The organism is Roseibium sp. MMSF_3412, assembly GCF_030733265.1.
Classification (GTDB): domain Bacteria; phylum Pseudomonadota; class Alphaproteobacteria; order Rhizobiales; family Stappiaceae; genus Roseibium.
Genome location: NZ_JASHJI010000012.1, coordinates 102,297 through 120,040 on the forward strand (window position 1 = coordinate 102,297; position 17,744 = coordinate 120,040).

The 17,744-nt window shown below is 59.0% G+C and carries 18 protein-coding genes; 5 read left to right on the forward strand and 13 right to left on the reverse strand.

Annotation, left to right across the window (positions count from 1 at the left end):
• Positions 1-3: 3 nt before the first annotated feature.
• The 6 genes from RBB49_RS19760 to RBB49_RS19785 are packed head-to-tail and all read right to left on the reverse strand — an operon-like array spanning position 4 to position 5,035.
• Positions 4-1,311, reverse strand: a complete 1,308-nt coding sequence (locus tag RBB49_RS19760; RefSeq protein WP_306144608.1) for a TRAP transporter large permease — start codon at positions 1,309-1,311, stop codon at positions 4-6.
• The gene (locus tag RBB49_RS19765; RefSeq protein ID WP_306144609.1) at positions 1,308-1,868 is read right to left on the reverse strand and encodes a TRAP transporter small permease subunit; all 561 of its coding nucleotides are present in this window, start codon (positions 1,866-1,868) and stop codon (positions 1,308-1,310) included. Before RBB49_RS19765 ends, RBB49_RS19760 begins: the two co-directional genes overlap by 4 nt.
• A 28-nt stretch (positions 1,869-1,896) precedes the next feature.
• Entirely contained in the window at positions 1,897-2,982 is a 1,086-nt protein-coding gene (locus RBB49_RS19770) for a C4-dicarboxylate TRAP transporter substrate-binding protein (RefSeq protein ID WP_306144610.1), read from the reverse strand.
• A gap of 29 nt (positions 2,983-3,011) precedes the next feature.
• On the reverse strand, positions 3,012-3,467 hold the full coding sequence (locus RBB49_RS19775; RefSeq protein ID WP_306144611.1) for an OsmC family protein: 456 nt from the start codon (positions 3,465-3,467) through the stop codon (positions 3,012-3,014).
• Between the two features lie 9 nt (positions 3,468-3,476).
• Positions 3,477-4,157: a malonic semialdehyde reductase gene (locus RBB49_RS19780; protein ID WP_306144612.1), complete on the reverse strand. Its 681-nt coding sequence runs from the start codon at positions 4,155-4,157 to the stop codon at positions 3,477-3,479.
• Positions 4,154-5,035 (reverse strand): fumarylacetoacetate hydrolase family protein, encoded by an 882-nt coding sequence (locus RBB49_RS19785; RefSeq protein WP_306144613.1) that lies wholly within the window; start codon positions 5,033-5,035, stop codon positions 4,154-4,156. The genes RBB49_RS19780 and RBB49_RS19785 overlap by 4 nt, the downstream gene beginning before the upstream one ends.
• Positions 5,036-5,137: 102 nt before the next feature.
• Between RBB49_RS19785 and RBB49_RS19790 the strand changes: the two genes are divergently transcribed.
• The 3 genes from RBB49_RS19790 to RBB49_RS19800 all read left to right on the forward strand — a co-directional run bounded on the left by RBB49_RS19790 (position 5,138) and on the right by RBB49_RS19800 (position 8,834).
• A complete protein-coding gene (locus RBB49_RS19790) occupies positions 5,138-5,524 on the forward strand; it encodes a YciI family protein (protein ID WP_306144614.1) in 387 nt (128 codons plus the stop codon).
• A 159-nt stretch (positions 5,525-5,683) separates the two neighbouring features.
• Positions 5,684-6,961: a malonyl-CoA decarboxylase gene (locus tag RBB49_RS19795; RefSeq protein WP_306144615.1), complete on the forward strand. Its 1,278-nt coding sequence runs from the start codon at positions 5,684-5,686 to the stop codon at positions 6,959-6,961.
• Positions 6,962-7,145: 184 nt separating this feature from the next.
• Positions 7,146-8,834, forward strand: a complete 1,689-nt coding sequence (locus tag RBB49_RS19800; RefSeq protein WP_306144616.1) for an aspartate:alanine exchanger family transporter — start codon at positions 7,146-7,148, stop codon at positions 8,832-8,834.
• Positions 8,835-8,909: 75 nt separating this feature from the next.
• Here RBB49_RS19800 and RBB49_RS19805 read toward each other — a convergent pair whose 3' ends face one another.
• Positions 8,910-10,538 (reverse strand): hypothetical protein, encoded by a 1,629-nt coding sequence (locus RBB49_RS19805; protein ID WP_306144617.1) that lies wholly within the window; start codon positions 10,536-10,538, stop codon positions 8,910-8,912.
• 319 nt (positions 10,539-10,857) lie between these two features.
• Here RBB49_RS19805 and RBB49_RS19810 point away from each other — a divergent pair, with 319 nt between their 5' ends.
• Positions 10,858-11,244, forward strand: a complete 387-nt coding sequence (locus tag RBB49_RS19810) for a helix-turn-helix transcriptional regulator (RefSeq protein WP_306144618.1) — start codon at positions 10,858-10,860, stop codon at positions 11,242-11,244.
• A gap of 11 nt (positions 11,245-11,255) precedes the next feature.
• Entirely contained in the window at positions 11,256-11,519 is a 264-nt protein-coding gene (locus tag RBB49_RS19815; protein ID WP_306144619.1) for a hypothetical protein, read from the forward strand.
• 395 nt (positions 11,520-11,914) lie between these two features.
• Here the strand turns inward: RBB49_RS19815 and RBB49_RS19820 are convergent, their stop codons facing one another.
• The 6 genes from RBB49_RS19820 to RBB49_RS19845 form a co-directional block, all read right to left on the reverse strand.
• Entirely contained in the window at positions 11,915-12,673 is a 759-nt protein-coding gene (locus RBB49_RS19820; protein ID WP_306144620.1) for a hypothetical protein, read from the reverse strand.
• A gap of 277 nt (positions 12,674-12,950) precedes the next feature.
• Complete coding sequence (locus tag RBB49_RS19825) at positions 12,951-13,889, reverse strand: acetamidase/formamidase family protein (RefSeq protein ID WP_306144621.1); 939 nt, start codon at positions 13,887-13,889, stop codon at positions 12,951-12,953.
• Between the two features lie 9 nt (positions 13,890-13,898).
• Positions 13,899-14,930 carry a branched-chain amino acid ABC transporter permease gene (locus RBB49_RS19830; RefSeq protein ID WP_306144622.1) on the reverse strand — a complete coding sequence of 344 codons (1,032 nt, stop codon included), beginning with the start codon at positions 14,928-14,930 and terminating at the stop codon, positions 13,899-13,901.
• Positions 14,927-15,823, reverse strand: a complete 897-nt coding sequence (locus RBB49_RS19835; RefSeq protein ID WP_306144623.1) for a branched-chain amino acid ABC transporter permease — start codon at positions 15,821-15,823, stop codon at positions 14,927-14,929. The genes RBB49_RS19830 and RBB49_RS19835 overlap by 4 nt, the downstream gene beginning before the upstream one ends.
• A gap of 1 nt (position 15,824) precedes the next feature.
• Positions 15,825-16,529 (reverse strand): ABC transporter ATP-binding protein, encoded by a 705-nt coding sequence (locus tag RBB49_RS19840; protein ID WP_306144624.1) that lies wholly within the window; start codon positions 16,527-16,529, stop codon positions 15,825-15,827.
• Between the two features lie 53 nt (positions 16,530-16,582).
• Entirely contained in the window at positions 16,583-17,737 is a 1,155-nt protein-coding gene (locus RBB49_RS19845) for an ABC transporter substrate-binding protein (RefSeq protein ID WP_306144625.1), read from the reverse strand.
• Positions 17,738-17,744 lie beyond the last annotated feature (7 nt).

The window sequence follows — 17,744 nt, forward strand, 5'->3', positions numbered from 1 at the left end:
CTTCTAGTTCAGGATAGCCAGGCTCAGCGACGGCCAGCGGATCAGCGCGACCAGCACGATCAGCATGACGAGCGCAAACGGAAAGGCCCCGACAAAAACGTCCTTCAGCGAGATGCGCGGATCGTTCAGCGTGGCCTTGATGACAAAACAGGAAATGCCGAGCGGCGGCGTGAGCAGGCCGATTTCCGCACCGACAACGGTGATGATGCCGAACCACACCAGGGACAGACCCATCGGTTCGACCAGCGGCAGGAACAGCGGCACCACGATCAGGATGATGGAAGCCGTGTCGAGGATCGTTCCGAGAAAGATCATCATCGCAACGTAAATCACCATGATCCAGAAGAAGGTCAGCTGTGTGTCGGTCAGAAGGTCGCCGAGTTCGTTCGGCAGTCCTGCAAGCCCGAGCATGCGGCTGTAGATGGACGCTGCAGTAATGAGGAACAGGATCGAAGCGGTAATGTGACCCGTCTCAAGAAGCGCGTGCCAGAGCGTCTTCAGTGTCAGTTTCTTGCGGAAAGCGGCGATCACCAACCCGAGCAGCGACCCGGTCGCTCCCGCTTCGACCGGCGTCAGCCAGCCGGTGTAGATGCCGCCGAGAACGGCCACGATCAGGATCAGCGTCGGCAGGGTCTTGTCCGCGATTTCCAGCGGGGACATCCATTCCGTTTCCTCCGCCGGTCGCCCACCGACATATTTCGGCGTCACGCGTCCCATGAGGAAGATCGCGATCACATAGGCGGCGGCCAGAAGTAGGCCCGGCACCACCCCGGCGAGGAACATGTCACCGACACTCTGTTCCGCAACGAAGGAATAGATGATCAGCATCGCGGAGGGTGGAATGATCATGCCGAGGACAGACGACCCGGCAACCACGCCGACCGCGAAACGCGGATTGTAGTCGAACGCCAGCATCTGCGGCACGGAGACCTTTGAGAACACCGAGGCGGAGGCGATGGACGACCCGGTCACGGCGGCAAAGACGGCATTGGCCCCGACGGTCGCCATGCCGATCCCGCCCTTGACCTTGCGAAAGCCGGAATTCATCACGGTGTAGATATCCGCACCCAGCCCCGCCTTGGAGACGATCAGCCCCATGAAGGTGAACAGCGGCACGGTTGCGAACGTGTATTCCATCACGCTGTCGCCGATCGCGATCTTCAGGAGGTTGATCGCCAGATCGAAATTGTCCCGCATCAGGATAATCGAGACGAACGAGACCAGGCCAAGCGCGATCGGGATATAGACGCCGACATAGACAAGGACGACAATCGCGATGACGGACAGGATGCCGATTTCAAAAGGTGTCACGTGTTTTCCTCGGCATGTTCGTTGAGGCGGACGGGCTCAACAGCCGGATCCGGCATCAGGACCTTGATGAAAAACAGGATCATGCACAGGCCGGCACTTAGAAAGATTGCGAGCTTGATCGGCCACCAGGGCGCTGTGAAGATCCCCGGAACGCCGAAAAAGTCCTTGGTTTCATACATTTCAACGAATTCCGGCCAGATCGCATAGGCCACCAGCAGCATGAACACGCCCGAGACGAAATTGATCGTGCGCCGGATCGTGCCGGCAGACCGGGGCCGCGATGTCGACAGGATCGTCAGAAACCCGTCGGAGCGCGTCAAGCGGTTCATCCGCACCACATCGGGAAGCTGAAGGAACACGATGAGCACCATGGAAAACTGGACCACCTCATACGCCCCCCGGAAGGGGGCGTTGAAGAGACCGCGCGCCACCACGTCGTAATTCACGATAAGGACGAGGCCGAGCACGATGAGGGTGCCAACTGCGTTAGCACCCATGGCAACCCAGCTGGCAATGTTTGAAAGGGCGCGAACGCCAGTACGGATCGGTCGCAGCATTCCGGCGTTCTCCCCTTTTGCCGCTTTCTTACTGCGAAAGTTCCGCAGACCAGTCACGGGTCGGCGTGAAGCCAGCATCCTGCAGTTTCGTCATGTAGGCCTTCAGCATGTCGCTGCCCGGTTCACCCTTGGAATCGAGACCTGCGGCCCACTCGACAGCAAGGTTCGGGATAGCGGCCGCCCAGGCTTCGCGTTCGGCCGGATCCATCTCGACAATGGTGCCACCGGCTTCGACATACTTGTCCCGGCTGGCCTGCGCCCGGTCCATGGCAATGCCTGCCACATGATCACGGTACTCGACGGCAACGTCCTGCAGAACCTGCTTCACTTCGTCCGGCAGACCGTCCCAGTAGTCCTTGTTGACGGTGATCGTCTTGGAATTCACCGCACCGAGGTCGGCTTTCAGCATGTAGGGCGCGACTTCGGCGATCTTGAAGGTACTGGCGGCTTCCGGCCACAGCATCGCCTTGTCGACAAGGCCGGTCTGCAGCATGTTGTAGAAATCGGTCAGACCGCCGCGCACACCCGCGGCACCGTCAATGCCCTCAAGATACCTGAGGTTCATGCCGGCACCGGCGACCTTCTTGCCTTCAAGGTCCGAAATGCTGTTGATCGGGTCCTTGGAAAACACCTGGTAGGTGTCAAGCACGACGCCCGTCGCCAGGTAGACCTGGTTCTGTTTTTCGAATTCCTTCTGCATGGTCGGGAATTCCTTGGCGATCTCGTCGACCGCCTTTGCGACCGCGCGGGAATCCGGTGCAACGAAAGGCGTCACCGCGGAAATTGCCTGGCTCGGCAGTTTCGACGAATGGAAGATCGTCGTCACGATGCCGATGTCACCGAGGCCAAGCTTGATGCCTTCCAGGACACCTTTCGGCTTAACGATGGAACCGCCATAGCTTTCCTGCCAGTCCATCTTGTAGTTGCCGGTTTCCGCAAGCCGCTTGTCGACTTCCGGTATGAAGAAGTTGGTGAATTCCTTCACCCAGAGGGCACGCGCCGGATAACCATCGATCACGACGGCCTTGATCGTCTCGGTCGCGGAAACAGGCAGCGAGGTGGCGCTCAAAAGCGCAAGGGCAAGTGCGCCCCGTCTCGTCATTTTTCCAAACATGGCATTCTCCTCCCAGAATATCAGAGCGTTCAGGCTTTCTGCCAGACCGTCTCGAGTGCGGTCCCCGACTGTTCGAACAATTTCGACAAGGGACAGTATTTGGCAACTTCCCGTGCAACGCGCGCGAGATCGTCGTCATTCGCGGTCCCGTCGCTCGTCACCACCTGGTTCAGTGCAACAAAGGGAACGTCAATTTCCTCCTCGAGAGTGACGCCCCTGCGGTCGAACTCACAGGTGATCTCAATAAGCAGGTGTCCGATATCGACACCCAGCTTGTCGGCACACTTGTTGCCGATAACGTTGGTGCATCCGGCGAGCGCAGCAAGCACCGCCTCCGTCGGTGCCGGTCCGAGATTCGTGCCGCCGCGTGCCTCGGGTTCGTCAATTGAAAATGTCAGATCGCGGATGCCGACATCCGTCCTGGAATGGCTGATCCCCTTGGCGGAGGAGCGCAGCTTGACGACTGTCTTTGCTTTCAAGGCCATTCTTCCGCCTCACAGGAACTTGCAGGCTTTGTCGAACGGAAGGCGCGGCAGTTTCTGGAACAGCGCGGTCTCGTCGGCATAGCCGAAGTTGCACAGGAAATTCGATCTGAGAGTCGTGCCGGCAAAGAACTCCTCGTCGACAATCTTGTTGGAAAAGCCGGACATTGCCCCGACATCAAGACCCAGTGCCCGCGCCGCGATCATGAAATAGGCCCCTTGCAGGGTCCCGTTGCGAAACGCGGTTGTCTCGGAGTGTTCCGGCTTGCCCTCAAAATGCGGCCGGCGATCCTCATGCGGGAACAGGAACGGCAATTCCTTCCAGAATTCCAGGTCATGCGCGATGATCACCGTGCCCGGCGCAGACATCATCTTGTCGATGTTCTTGTCTTTCAGCGCCTTGGCAAGCCGGGTCTTGGCCTCGTGGCTCTCGACGAAGTAGAAGCGCGCCGGGCACGTGTTCATGCTCGTCGGGCCCGCTGCCGTGATGTCGTAGATCGTCTCAAGAACCTCGCGCGGCACGGCCCTGTCCTGCCAGGCGTAGTGCGACCTGGCGGTCCGCAGGATCAGGTCGATGCCGTCATCATCCAGGTTGCCGATCCGCTCACGCAGATCGCGTATATGCGCATGCGCTTCGGCGCGCAGCCTGTCCAGCGCCTCGCCGGTCGGAGCATGAGGGGCGGCCATGGTCATTCCGCGGCCTCCGTCGCGACATGGTCTTCTTCCGCGACGACCGGGTTGGCACAGATACCGATACCCTCGATCTCGATTTCAACCACTTCGCCCGGGCGCAGCCAGCGCTGAGGTGTCTTGGCGTGCCCGACCCCGGGAGGCGTTCCCATGGCCAGGAGATCGCCGGATTCAAAGGTCGTGAACTCCGAGACGGTCGCGATCGTGCGGGCGACGCTCCACAGCATGTCCGACGTCTTCGCGCTCTGCAGGATCTCCGTCCCGACCCGCGACTCGATCTTGAGACCTTCGGCCCCTTCCGGCAGTTCGTCGGGCGTTACGATCACCGGGCCGATCGGGCCGGTGCCGTCAAAATTCTTGCCGGGCGTCCACTGATGGGTCTTGCGCTGGTATTCGCGCACCGAGCCGTCATTGAAAATGGTGTAGCCGAACACGTGATCCAGCGCGTCCTGCTCGCTGATGTGTTTGCCGCCCTTGCCGATGATCACCATCAGCTCGGCTTCGTAATCCAGTTGCTCCGAGCAGCTCGGGCGCACCATCGGTGCCCCTGCAGGGATCATGGACGTGTTGCAGCGCATGAACAGCGCCGGATAGGAAGGAATCTCATAGCCGCCTTCCTTGATGTGATCGACATAGTTCAAACCGAGACAGATGATCTTGCCCGGGCGCTCGATCGGAAGACCCGGGGTCAGCGAAGAGACCGGCTCGGCGTCCGCCTGTTCCTTCAGTGCCTCCAGGCTCTCAAGGCCAATGCGGCCGGCGGCCAGCGCACTCAGATCCGTTCCGATACTTCCGTTTGCCGCCGTAAGGTTCCAGGCCCATTCCCCTTCCACGAGAAAGACACCCTGCCCCGACGAACCTGTCCCTACAATGAATCGCATTTTTGCCTCGGCGTTTCCAAATTTTTTCTAACTTTGACGACTATTTTTAAGATTGTCAAATAATATCGATTTTTTTAATCTAAGAAAAATTGGAGGTGCTGCATGCCGAAATGGAACGACTACAAACGTATGGCCAAGGAGCGCGGATCCCTTGCTCTGGAACTCTATGTCGTGAACACGATTCCTTCCGGTCCGGACGCCGATCTGCCCGGTACCCTGCCCGATCATCTCGCGTACCAGGGCAGGATGGAGCAGGAAGGAAAGCTGGTTTTCGCAGGTCCTGTCTCCGATGCATCCGGTGAGAATCTGGAGGGCGAAGGCATGATCATCTACAGGGCGCCTTCGCTGGAAGAGGCCAGGAGCTACGCAGCCGAAGATCCCATGCACAAAAAGGGTGTGCGGACATTCACCATCCGCCGCTGGCTTGTGAACGAGGGCAGCTTCACGGTTTCCGTCGGCCTTTCGACGAAACGTGTCGAAATGTCCTGACAGGCGCGAAGCGATCGGATTGCCTCACCAAAAGGACAATTGGGCAAGGCCTGATGCTCGGCCTATGATTTGCTGCGCAGAGCCTGTTGCAGCCGCTTGCGTGCGCCTTCAAGGATCGCCGCCGCGGCGTCGAGATGTTTACAGCCCCAGGAGAACGCGATGACCATCCTCGGAGATTTGTTGTCGACCATCTTTGAACGCAGATACCTGGCCGCTGTGCTCGACAAACCCGATTCCCGCTCGATGGAAGAACTGATCACCGCACTTGTCGGTGCGACCGGCGAGATCACCGGACTGTCGGCTGCCAATCACATCCTGAAGCGCTACCAGGCAATGGATGACGAGGAAAAACTCTCGTTTTTCCGGCATCTGGCAAGCGACATGAACATCGACCCCGACAAGGTGCGCAGCACGCTGGATGACTACGAGAACAACCCGAGCAAGCAGAGCTACCGGGCTTTCATGACGGCCGTTGAACCGGACCGGCAGGAACTCATCAGGCGGTTGAACCAGATCCCCGGGGCGACGGAAATCCTGGTGAAGATGCGGGCCGACCTTCTGACACTTGGCAAGAACGATCCCGAACTCCAGGCGCTCGATCAGGATTTCAGGCACCTGTTCGTGTCCTGGTTCAACCGGGGATTTCTGGTTCTGCGGCCGATCAGTTGGGAAAGCCCTGCACATATCCTGGAAAAGATCATCGCCTATGAATCCGTTCATGAAATCGCCAGCTGGGAAGACCTGCGCCACAGGCTTGTGCCGGATGACCGCCGCTGTTTCGCATTTTTCCACCCGACCATGCCGGACGAACCGCTGATCTTTGTGGAGGTGGCGCTGACAGGCGACATTCCCGGTTCCATTCAGCAGCTTCTTACCGACGAGCGCGAGATCATTGCAGCAGACGCGGCAAAGACGGCCGTCTTTTATTCCATATCCAACTGCCAGGCGGGTCTTGCCGGGATTTCGTTCGGAAACTCCCTGATCAAACAGGTTGCGTCCGATCTGGCGTCAGAATTGCCGGGACTGAAGTCCTTTGTCACATTGTCGCCGATCCCCGGTCTGACCAGGTGGCTGACATCTCAGGACATCGCTTTTGAAGACTCAGATACGAAGCAACTGAGGACACTTGCCGCCTATTATCTGATGTCCGCAAAACGCCCCGACGGCGAACCTGTCGACCCGGTTGCCCGCTTTCACCTTGGAAACGGCGCCATGATCCACGCCGTCCACGCGGTCGCCGACACGTCTCCAAAGGGGCGTGCGCAATCAGCCGGGGTTATGGTGAATTACCTTTACGACCTTGCCAAAGTGGCCCAGAACCACGAGAGATTTGCCACAACACAGGAAATTGCCGCATCAAGCGAGATCCGCAGTCTCAATGCAGCGGCAAAAAAACAGGATCTGCACCCGACGGAACCTGAACAGGCCAGCGCCTGATCCAGCCTCCCGTATCAATGAAAAATCCGTACCGTTTGGCTCGCACTCAGGTCAAACGGCACCCTTCGTCATTATTTTGACGCAAGAGACGATCAGGAGGGGCCGACTTTACGACAGTGCGCGCATCTGACCGGCGGCAAACCGACTTGTCCGGCATTGGCCTCGCGCAAGACAAGACAAAAACATGACCATCGACTTTACGCAGATCTTCCAGCAGGATTCGGTGCTGGTGATCTTCACGATCATCGCGATCGGTTACCTGATCGGCAATATCCGCATCGCACGGTTTGAAATCGGCGTCACCGGTGGCGTGCTGCTTTGCGCTCTCATGTTCGGGCACTACGGCTACACGATCGACCCCATCGTTCAGGCGATCGGCTTCACGCTTTTCATCTATTCCGTCGGCTGGCAGGCCGGACCTCAGATCCTAAACGTGATGCGTCAGGACGGACCCAAGTATCTGGTCCTGACAATCTTCATGGCGGGCGGGTCCTTCCTTCTTGTGCTCGGCCTTGCCTGGATGACGGGTCTTTCCAACTCCTTTTCCGCCGGGCTGATGGCCGGCAGCCTGACAAGCACGCCAACCCTGGTCGGGGCGCAGAATGCGGTTTCGTCCGGGCTTGTGGCACCCGCTGCCGGACAAACACAAAACAGCCTTATCGAGAGCATCAGCGTCGCCTACGCGATCACTTATATCTTCGGCACGGTAGGCCTTCTCCTGATCGTGAAACTGTTGCCGAACCTTCTGCGTGTCGACCTGGCGGCAGCAGCTGAAACCTTTGCAAACGAACGCGGCTTCAAGCAGGAAAATGTCGAGGACACGATCGACCGGCCGATCCTGCGTGCTTATCTCATCGACGATCCGGACCTTGACGGCCTCACGATCGCGCAGGCGCTGACGGCCCGTTCACCGAAGGAGATCAGCGTCAGGTCGCTTTACCGGCTGAAGCGCGGAGCCGAACTGATCGATCCTGAGCCCAGCACGATCATCGAAGTCGGAGACAAGGTTGCCGTCTTCGCAACGCCCGAAGAACACGCCAAGGCAAGAGACCTTTACAACCTGGGCGCCGAGGTTCTGGACCGGGATCTGATCGATGCCGTCGTCGATGTGGCGGAAGTCGTGGTCACCAATCCATATGCGGTCGGCAAATCACTTGAGCAGCTCGGCATATACGAACGCCACGGCTGTTACCTGACCCGGATTACCCGGTCCCAGATCCAGCTGCCCCTTGCCACCGGAACGGTTGTCCAGCGTGGAGACGTGATGATCCTGACCGGGGAACGCCGCGCGCTCGACCGGGCCATTTCAGAACTCGGCGCGGAAGATCGAAAAGCTGTCGAAACGGACCTGCTGACCTTTGCGGCCGGCATCGTGTTCGGCCTGCTGCTCGGTCAGATCACTGTCAGGATCGGCGAGATTGATGTCGGCATCGGCACGGCCGGCGGATTGCTGGTTGCCGGTATCTGCGTTGGTTTCCTGCGTGCCAACCGTCCGACCTTCGGCCGCATGCCGGCCGCGGCACGGTTCATCATGATGGAGCTCGGTCTGCTGCTGTTCATGGTCGGGGTGGGACTGAATGCCGGCGGCGGGATCGCCAATGCAATCGGGTCCGTCGGCCCGGTCCTGTTCCTGTCTGGCGTGATCGTCACCTGCCTGCCGCTGCTGTGCGGGTACGTCTTCGGGCGGCTGGCCCTCGGCATGAACCCGGCGTTGCTCCTGGGCGCGCTTACCGGTGCCATGACCAGCACCCCCGCCCTCGGTATCGTGCAGCAGGCGGCCAAGAGCACGGTCCCGGCACTCGGATATGCGGGCACTTATGCCCTTGCGAACGTGTTGCTCACGCTCGCGGGCACCCTGATCATGTTGCTGTGAAGCTCGTTCCACACTTTCGAGCCACTCCGGGCCCGACCCGGCTTGCGCCCTGCGCGCTTGGCACTGACCGTTCCCTCAGGGTTTCGGACGACCGGAGAGCGCAGCGGTCAGGCGGGCGTCTTCCAGATAGGGGTCGTGACCAAAGCGGATCAATCCCTGTCGCTGGACCCAGACGGACTGGTGTGAAACCACGGCCATCAGCCCGCCACGGGCGGGAAAGGTGACCGTGTCCTGCCTGGAAATCCGGTCTTCGATCCCATCGGCAGGCAAGACGCGCGGCTCGATGATCTGGTCCAGGATATCCAGTCCGTTGATGATCCCGAAGGCAGTCTTCGGAAGATAGGGATTGCAGAAAAGGTCATCCTCGGGCGCCGCCGACAGATCAAACAGCTGCAGTCTCTGCTCCTGCCGCAGCCGGTAGGCATACTGGCCAAGCGGGTTCTCGCTGGAAGCTGGCAGAAAAAGCGCATATTGCTCCCGGTTGCTTGCCCGCTCGATATCGCGCAGGCTCGCTTCCTTCCAGGGAAGCGCATCCAGCGGGACATCTGCACCGCTGCGCTTCAGATAGTAACCGGCCGCTTCAACCTGCTCGGGGTCCTGCTTGAGGCGCGGCAGCAGTTCCTTTCCGAAAAACTCCCATGGCACCTGCCAAGTCGGGTGGAACGTGACCGCTTCGATGGTGGTCGCCAGCGTCGTATGGTTTCTGTCCGGGCAGTTCGGATAGGCCTGCCCCTCACGCACAACGCGTCCGTCCTCAAGGAAAACGTAGGTGTTCTCGCCCTTGTTCACGTAGAGCTGGAGCCGGGAATATTCGTTCGGAAGCCAGCGAATGCGCTCCATGGCATTCGTCAGCTGCTCGATCCGGCGATCCACCGGTATGTTGAGTGCACGCACCAGTTCGGGCGTGACCTGTCCGGAAATCTCTAGCCCGTAACGAAGATGCGCCTGACCGACCGCGAAGGCCAGGCGCTTGTCATAGTCCGTATCGTCCGATGCATCGGCCAGAAGACCGTCTTCAAGGAGCCGGCGGCGCAGATCGGGAACGGGCACGGAGCCCGGGTCCAGGAACGTAAATCCGCCGCCGTCCTGAATGTCGTAGAGATGCTGCAAGTGGCCTTTGAGGCGTCTGTAGGTATCGTCCTGCGGTTGCCAGATATCGATGAACGCCGACATTTCCTCGGAGGACGAAAGCCGCGACAGGGCATCGATCGTATCGATGGAGTTGGAGGGCATATAGGCATCGGGATAGAGCACCCGGGGCGAGACGCGCCCTGCCCTCAGATCGTGCGCAAAGTCCAGGAAATGACCGGTATAGAGCAACTCGACCCAGGCAATATCCGCCGGAGACGAAAGACTGTTGATCGAGAGAACCGCATCTTCAAGCACGTCGGCCGGATAGTCTTCCGTCCGCAGACCCTGAAGATAGGCCAGTTGCATCTCGCTGGTGAGCTCGTGGCTGCGCGGCTGGTCGAGCCAGAGCAGTTGTGCCTCGTCGGAATTGTAGTAGGCCGCGATTTCATTGCGCCGTTTTTCAACGATGAGCGGCAGCCTTTCTGGATTTGACAACAGCCAGCGGACATTTTTGAGAGCTTCATCCGCCAGGGCTGCTGCCGGCAGCGCAATGGCAAACAAGACAACAACAACTGCAAATCTGGCGATAGCACGCTTCATCCGGTCAACCCTCTGGACGTCTTTGGCTGTCATCATCACATCTTTCAATGTGGCCCGCATCCGATTTTTGTTCAAAGGAATACGCAGGCCCGAGGCCGCTGGATGTCCGCGGAAACCGGCAAGCCGGGTCTCTCCCGATCCGCTCCCGCACGCGCCGGCGTGCGCAAAAAAGACGGCCGGCCTTTGCTCTTTTTCCATGAAACTGCCGCTGCGCGCATGTTTTCGCGGCATTAAGCACAATTGCAGTTTCTTCGTGGATCAGTTTCCGCTGGGGGAGTCTGACGTTGCATTTTATGTCGCAACGCGTAATATTCGTTAAGAGTTTAGTAATAAATCTTACGGGACGCGTAACATGGAATCACCTGCGGGTGAAAACGGCTTCGACGTTACAACCTGGGCGAACAACGCCATCGAAGCCAGCGGAATGAAGAATACCGAGGTCGCGGATCTGCTCCGGCTGACACCGGCCTCCGTGTCCCGGATTCGAAAGGGAAAACAGGCTCTCAGTGCAGAACACATGCTGTTGCTGTCACGGGAACTGAAAGCACCGCTGCCCGGCGAGGTTCCCCAGGACACAAGCCGGGATCGCCAGAGCCTGGACAAGGAACTGTACCTGAAGGCGCTGGAAAGCGTTGTTGAGCAAAACAACCGGAAACCGGAACATCAACGCATGAACCAGTTCGAAATCCTGGAAAGCGTGTTCTTTGTCTACGAGGCTCTCGTCAAACTGAAAAAGTAACGGTAGAAAACATGAGTGTGCAGGAATTTACAAAGGAACAGCTCGAGTTCCTTGAACTCTTTGAAATCGCAGCCAGATACGACTGTCTGTATCTGCTGGACTTTCACTGTTTCAACATGTTCAATCACGACCAGACCAGTCTACTGACGGATACGGAGCGTGCGGAACTTGCGGTCGAGGCTCGAGGCGACATTTTCGCCGAAGCAATCCAGCGCGGATTCCAGCCGAACCCGGGACCCTTTGGACAGATAGATGAGCAAGAATACCTTTGTTGAGCCACTACCGCTCTCAAATGTAGAGAACGGTCTGGCAGGCGAGCGGGCGCAGTTCCTGCTCAACACCTGGAAAGAAAACCGCGGCGTCATGATCCGGGACAGCCGGATGACGAAGCTGAGCCCCTGGCTGCTTCTGACGCTTCCCTCCGCCAATCCGGGCGACGTTCCGACGATCACGTTTGCCGGCAAGGAAACAACCTTCAGACGGTTCTTCCCGCATGCGCTCGATCCGGAGGCGCAAAAGCCGGCGACCAGTTTCCTGCCGCAGGTTTACCGCAAGGGCGTTGCGGACGGGTATCAGACAGTGTTCAGAGGCGATCCGTGGCTGGATATTCAGCGCACGGGCAACCGCCTTGGCGCGGGTGTTCCCGACATGACGCTCCAGCGTCTCCTGGTCAGGTTCGAGACCCGCTCGGGGATTGTGAGAATATTCTGTCTGATGGAATTGCTGGAAATCCACGAGCGACGCGATCTATCAGATCGCACACATCATCAACGCTATTGCCGGCAAAAATCAGATTGGCATCCAGCGTACCAGGCAATGGCTCGGCCCAGCGCAATGCATGATGGGAACATCTGGTAAATCCGCATTCGCGCCAGAACCCGTCCAGAAACGTGTGGCCCTGGATCCAGCCATAGTAGAAACCGGCTCCCCAGTCGTGCAATGCCTCGATCTGGGCGAGCTGGTTCAACAGCCCGCCAAGTTTGTGCCGTCTCCAGTCGCGGGCCACATAGGTCCCGCCAAGATAGACGACGTCGCCCGTAATGCGCCGTCCGACCCGCGGCTGGTCTTCTTCCAGAACGACCTGCCCGCCCACGGCATTCGGATAGCATCGGTGAAAATACTTCCGCCAGAAATCCGTGAGCGTCATCGGATATTCCATTCTGTCGAACCGTGCGCAAACGCGCCCGACCATCTTGCCGTCCTTGTCGGTCAGGGCAAGCCAGAAGGCCTGTGACGGCGTGTAAGTGTTCAGCGTTGGCGTAAAGTGGCCTTCAAGTGGCGGAAACCCGCTCTCCGCGGCCATGGCTTCAACCAGATCGAAATCGGAACCGCGCCGCAGAACAAGGCCGAGAGACTGAAACTCCCGGTCGATCACGCCCCAGGCGCGCTTGACCTGAGCCTTGTCCAACTCAAAATCCAGTCTCTGCATGGATCTTTCAGCCCGATTGACGTCCGGTTACACGATCTGCAACTCGGTATTGCGCGTCGGTCAACAACCGGTCCCACCGCGCAGGTTGCGACAACAGGGCGGGATGTTATCAGAGTCGGTTTGGGAATTGACGCCGTCTCAACACCTTAAACAGGATTTTTTTCCCTTAAGGCATGTTCAATGCATACGTTGCGTCAATCCTGAATGGATTTCCAAGGCGTTCAGGATCGCATGACGCGAAAACGGCATTACGCCAAAATTAATTTTGAAGCCGCTCTCAATCCAGAACGCTCTTGGGAAAATAAAAGGAAACGGTCCAGTTGGGCATGTCGACAATTTCCGAGATTCGAAGATCGCCGCAGACAGAGCACAGCATATAAGCGTCCAACGCGCTCATGCCGGTCGTTGTAGAGACCCAGTCGACCATACCCGACACCGCATCGCGCGCCGCCTGCATCAGATCTTCTCCGATACCGGTTGTCGCCTTGTAGCCCTTGGCATCGAAATGCCGCGTCACCGGTCCATTCGTTTCAAAGCGGGGAAACGCGTAGTTCGCCTGCTTGACCAGGTCCACCTTGATCGCAACATCCATGGGGCTTTCAATCGCCGTTCCGCAGATTTCGCCGTCTCCCTGGGCCGCATGCGTATCCCCGAGCGACAGCATGCCGCCGGCAATCTCGACCGGCAAGTAGAGCGTCGTTCCAACAGAATTGTCCCGAATATCAAGGTTCCCGCCGACGCGGCGCGGCGGCACCACCGAGTGAAGTCCGGGTTCTGCGAGCGCGAGCCCGATCGTGCCAACGAACGGTTTCAGGGGAACGGCCCCGCCCGGCCCGTACAGCGCGGGCTTCATCGACACGGAATCATAGGTCCAGATATGCAGCGCAGGCTCCGGAAACTGGTCCGTCAGAAGCCCGAAACCGGGAATGTTGGCAGTCCAGCCCCAGCCGGACGGCTTGAAATCAAGAAAGGTGATCGCAACGGCATCACCCGGCTCGGCGCCCTCGATGAAGATCGGCCCCGTAACCGGGTTGACCTTGTCGAAGCTGAGATTGCCGAGATCGGCAACGGTTGAATGCGCATTGAACTGGCCGCCCGAGCTGTCGATCGTCTCCACTTCAATGGTCTCGCCGGGCGCAACGCTCAGGATGGGATCGATCGAATTGTCCCAGCCGAAATGGTGCGCATGCTTGTGGATCGTGTGATTGCAGGCCACGTCTTCCTCCTAGAATGTCTTGCGAACGAACAATGTCTCGATTTCCCGGTTGCCCATGATACCCGTCGGTCTGAGTGCCATCGTCAGCACGATGACGGCGCCAAGCGCGATGCCGGACAAGCCGAGCGCCTCGGGCAGGTCGATGCCAAGGAGCACGGGTCCCGTCTCCAGATATCTCACGCCTTCCAGGCCGAACGAGATCAGGAATGTTCCAAGGACTGCCCCCGTTACCGTCCGCATGCCCCCGAGGATAAGCATCGCAAGCGTCAGGAACACATGGTTGAAGTAAAAGGGCCGCGCTGAAATCGTGCCAAGGAAATAAGCATAACAGATGCCGGCGACAGCCAGGATCACCGCGCCCAGCACCCATGCGATCAGGCGCAGCTTGTAGATCTGGACACCCATCGCGGCCGCACCGACCTCGTCGTCGGCGCTGGCCCTGAGCTGAATGCCCCAGCGGCTCTCCCGGAACAGCCGGCACACGACAACCGCCAGGATGGCGATACCCACCACCCAGCCAAGATCAAACACCTGCGGAATACCGAAAAATGCCTGATTTCCCTTGAAGATATCGGTCCGGTAGAGAAAGACGGCATGCACGATCACCAGAACGGCGAGCGTCACGATGGTTGCGCCGATGCTGGTCAGCCGCACGATAAACAGGCCGAGCAGAAAGGCCAGAACCGCCGTAATCACGATGGCAATGGCAGCGGAAAGGACCGGGTCGAGCGAAAAGTCGGCAAGGCCCCACGGAGCGGCGGGCAATGAAATCTTCTTGATGTTTTCCGGCGTGACGCAGAGGGCAGCTGCATAGGCCCCGATCCCCATGAAAGCACTGTGCGAAAGATTGGTTATCCGCGCATTTCCCATGAACACCTGCAGGCCGAGAACGACAATCAGATTGACATAGGCCGAGTACACGAGCCGGATTTGGTAGCGCGAGCCGAAATAGAGCGTCGCCACGCCGATCACCACCAGGACGGCCGCCAGCAACGCCGCCCCGACCAGTCCCGACCGCTGGCTCTGGCTCAGCCGGATCACAACTTGTCTCCCTTTTCGATGGCGGGAGACAGGATGCCGTCAGGCCGCCAGATCAGGATCAGCGCCACGATCATGAACACGAAGGCGTCCGTCATCCCCCCTAGGCTCTGCGGCAGCATCACCAGCATCGCGACCTCGACGGCCCCGAGCAGGAACCCGCCCAGCACGGCCCCCGGAAGACTTCCGAAGCCCCCGACAACACAGGCGACAAACGCTTTAAGAACGGGATCAAAACCCAGGTGCGGATCGACACTGCCGCGCCGCGCCATGATGAAGATGCATGCAAGCCCGGCAAGTAGGCCCGAGATCAGAAACGCCATCGCAAAGACGCGGTTGGCCTTGATGCCGGTAAGCCGCACCATCTCAAAATCGAGCGATGCCGCGCGAACGGCGAGCCCGAGAACGGTGCGGCGCAGAAACAGCATCAGCGCCACGATCACCACAATCGTCGTGAGCGTTTCGAAAACCTGCAGGGAGGCAAGACGTATTCCGGCGATCTCGATCGGCCAGTCGAGGAAATAGAGCGACGTCACGGCAATCGGGCGCGGCGACACGAACATCAGGAAGACATTCTGCAGGACGATGGAGACGCCGAAGGCTGTCAGGAGCCCGGTCGTCGGATCGGCCTTGCGCACCGGCCGAAAGGCGACCCGTTCCAGCGTGAGTGAGGCCAGCATCGCGGCAATGACTGCGCCTGCCATCACGATCACCGGATTACCGATGGCAAGCGCGGCAAAGGCAACCATGGTGTAGCCGCCGACGGCAATTATTTCGCCATGAGCAAAATTAACCAGCCCCATGATCGAAAAGACAATGGCAAGTCCAAGCGCCAGCAGAGCGTATTCGGCACCGAAACTGAGTGCGTTCAACCCCTGCTGAATGACATATTCCATATCAGGCGACCCCCGTCAGCTCTGCCATCAGCTTGTCGCTCTTTCCAAGTTCGTCCGCTGTACCATGCGCAACGATCCGGCCTGAGCTCATCAGGTAGGCGTAATCCGCCAGTTTGAGCGCTTGCGTCGCATTTTGTTCAACCAGCAGGATCGTCATGCCCTTGTCTTTCAGTGTGCCGATCAGATCGAATATCTGCCGCACGATCTTTGGCGCGAGCCCGAGGCTTGGCTCGTCCAGAAGCAGGATCTTCGGTCTCGCCATCAGCGCGCGGGCAATCGCAAGCATCTGCTGTTCACCGCCGGACAGCGTGCCGGCTGCCTGGTCCCGGCGTTCGGCAAGAATGGGAAACAGTGAGAACCAGTGATCGATGTCCCTGCCCTTTTCCGCCTGATCCCTCTGCAGCGCAGCGCCAAGCGTAAGATTTTCAAGGATCGTCAGGTTGGAGAAAATCCGTCGTCCCTCCGGCGACACCGCGATGCCCGACGCTATGCGCGCCTCGACACTGTCGGCTGAAATTTCGCGGTCCTCGAACCGGATGGACCCGGTCGCGCGCGCAATGCCCGTGATCGCGGATATGGTCGATGTTTTCCCGGCACCATTCGGTCCTAGAAGCGAAATGCACTTGCCCCTTTCCACGTTGAGGGAAATGCCGTGAACCGCTTCGATCGGCCCGTGAAAGACATGAAGATCCTGGATGGTGAGCATTCGGTCCGCCTGGCTGGCGCGGCCTTCGTCAATCAAAGGCCGCGCCGGTGTCATCAGTTCCAGTCAGTTGGAACATTGGCCGGAATGTCGTTCGTGATCAGAACACGCTTTCCGTCCTTGTAGCCAATGACCGGGATCGTCCGTTGGGCGTAGGTCTTGGTATCCTTGAACGAAATGGAATCCACGGTCAGAACCGGGACGCTGTCGGCGGACCGGATGGCGTCCGACACCGCAGCCGGATCGAGGCTGCCGGCGGTTTCAACACCGAACTTTACGGCCATGATCGTGTCAGCTCCCGTTGCCGGAAAGAGGCCGCCGACCTCAAAGCCCATGTCCTCGCACTCCTTCATGAATTTCACGACCGCGCTGTCTTCATGGCTCGGCGCGAGCGTTGCGAAAAAGACCTTGTCCAGAAGGCTCGGATCGTCAGACCCGATTGCATCGAGCGAAGGATCGTCGAAACCATCGGATCCAATCACCCAGGCATCGATGCCGGCACTGCGCAACTGGCGCACCAGAACGCCGACATCGGGCATGATGGACGAGATGTAGACCGCGTCGGGCGGGGTATCGAGCGCCTTGATCTCGGCAATCTGCGGCGACCAGTCGGACGTTCCGAAACTGAAATTGAGCTTGGCCTGGACCTTGCCGCCATTTGCCTCGATCACGTCTCCGAACCAGAGCGGCGTGCGCGCCGACCAGGACCCGCCTTCATCCGAGGTGAACAGGACAACGTTTTTCACGCCCTGCTTGAGGGCATGGTTTGCCGCCGCGGTTGCGGTGAACGGGTCGGGCGAAACACCGGTAAAGAAGTTGTCGACGATCCCTGCATGCATTTCCACCTGCGTTGACTGCGGCTGGAAGATCGAGACGCCGTAACCGGCGGCAACCTGCGCGACCGGGATCATCGTGTCGGAAAACGGGATCGTGCCGAGCATGACAACACCGTCGTCCAGAAACTTCTGGGCAAGCGACACGGCTGTCTGCGTGTCCGAACCCGTGTCCTGGATGAACAGTTCGATCGGCATGCCGTTGATACCGCCATCCGCGTTGATCTTTTCCGCCATGCATTTTGCACCCTGGAATTCCGAATAGGGTGCATAGTCGCCGGTCATGGGCACTGCGAGACCGATCTTGACCGTATCGGCGGCGAATGCCGGTGCGGCAGCAACTGCGAGCCCGGCGAGTGTAAGTCCGATTTTCTTCACTGTCCCT

What these genes read in the sequence shown, in the direction of transcription:
- RBB49_RS19765 (WP_306144609.1), bottom strand. Translation starts at nt 1,868, where the DNA reads ATGCTGCGACCGATCCGTACTGGCGTTCGCGCCCTTTCAAACATTGCC.
- RBB49_RS19770 (WP_306144610.1), bottom strand. Translation starts at nt 2,982, where the DNA reads ATGTTTGGAAAAATGACGAGACGGGGCGCACTTGCCCTTGCGCTTTTG.
- RBB49_RS19775 (WP_306144611.1), bottom strand. Translation starts at nt 3,467, where the DNA reads ATGGCCTTGAAAGCAAAGACAGTCGTCAAGCTGCGCTCCTCCGCCAAG.
- RBB49_RS19780 (WP_306144612.1), bottom strand. Translation starts at nt 4,157, where the DNA reads ATGACCATGGCCGCCCCTCATGCTCCGACCGGCGAGGCGCTGGACAGG.
- RBB49_RS19785 (WP_306144613.1), bottom strand. Translation starts at nt 5,035, where the DNA reads ATGCGATTCATTGTAGGGACAGGTTCGTCGGGGCAGGGTGTCTTTCTC.
- RBB49_RS19790 (WP_306144614.1), top strand. Translation starts at nt 5,138, where the DNA reads ATGCCGAAATGGAACGACTACAAACGTATGGCCAAGGAGCGCGGATCC.
- RBB49_RS19795 (WP_306144615.1), top strand. Translation starts at nt 5,684, where the DNA reads ATGACCATCCTCGGAGATTTGTTGTCGACCATCTTTGAACGCAGATAC.
- RBB49_RS19800 (WP_306144616.1), top strand. Translation starts at nt 7,146, where the DNA reads ATGACCATCGACTTTACGCAGATCTTCCAGCAGGATTCGGTGCTGGTG.
- RBB49_RS19805 (WP_306144617.1), bottom strand. Translation starts at nt 10,538, where the DNA reads ATGACAGCCAAAGACGTCCAGAGGGTTGACCGGATGAAGCGTGCTATC.
- RBB49_RS19810 (WP_306144618.1), top strand. Translation starts at nt 10,858, where the DNA reads ATGGAATCACCTGCGGGTGAAAACGGCTTCGACGTTACAACCTGGGCG.
- RBB49_RS19815 (WP_306144619.1), top strand. Translation starts at nt 11,256, where the DNA reads ATGAGTGTGCAGGAATTTACAAAGGAACAGCTCGAGTTCCTTGAACTC.
- RBB49_RS19820 (WP_306144620.1), bottom strand. Translation starts at nt 12,673, where the DNA reads ATGCAGAGACTGGATTTTGAGTTGGACAAGGCTCAGGTCAAGCGCGCC.
- RBB49_RS19835 (WP_306144623.1), bottom strand. Translation starts at nt 15,823, where the DNA reads ATGGAATATGTCATTCAGCAGGGGTTGAACGCACTCAGTTTCGGTGCC.
- RBB49_RS19840 (WP_306144624.1), bottom strand. Translation starts at nt 16,529, where the DNA reads ATGCTCACCATCCAGGATCTTCATGTCTTTCACGGGCCGATCGAAGCG.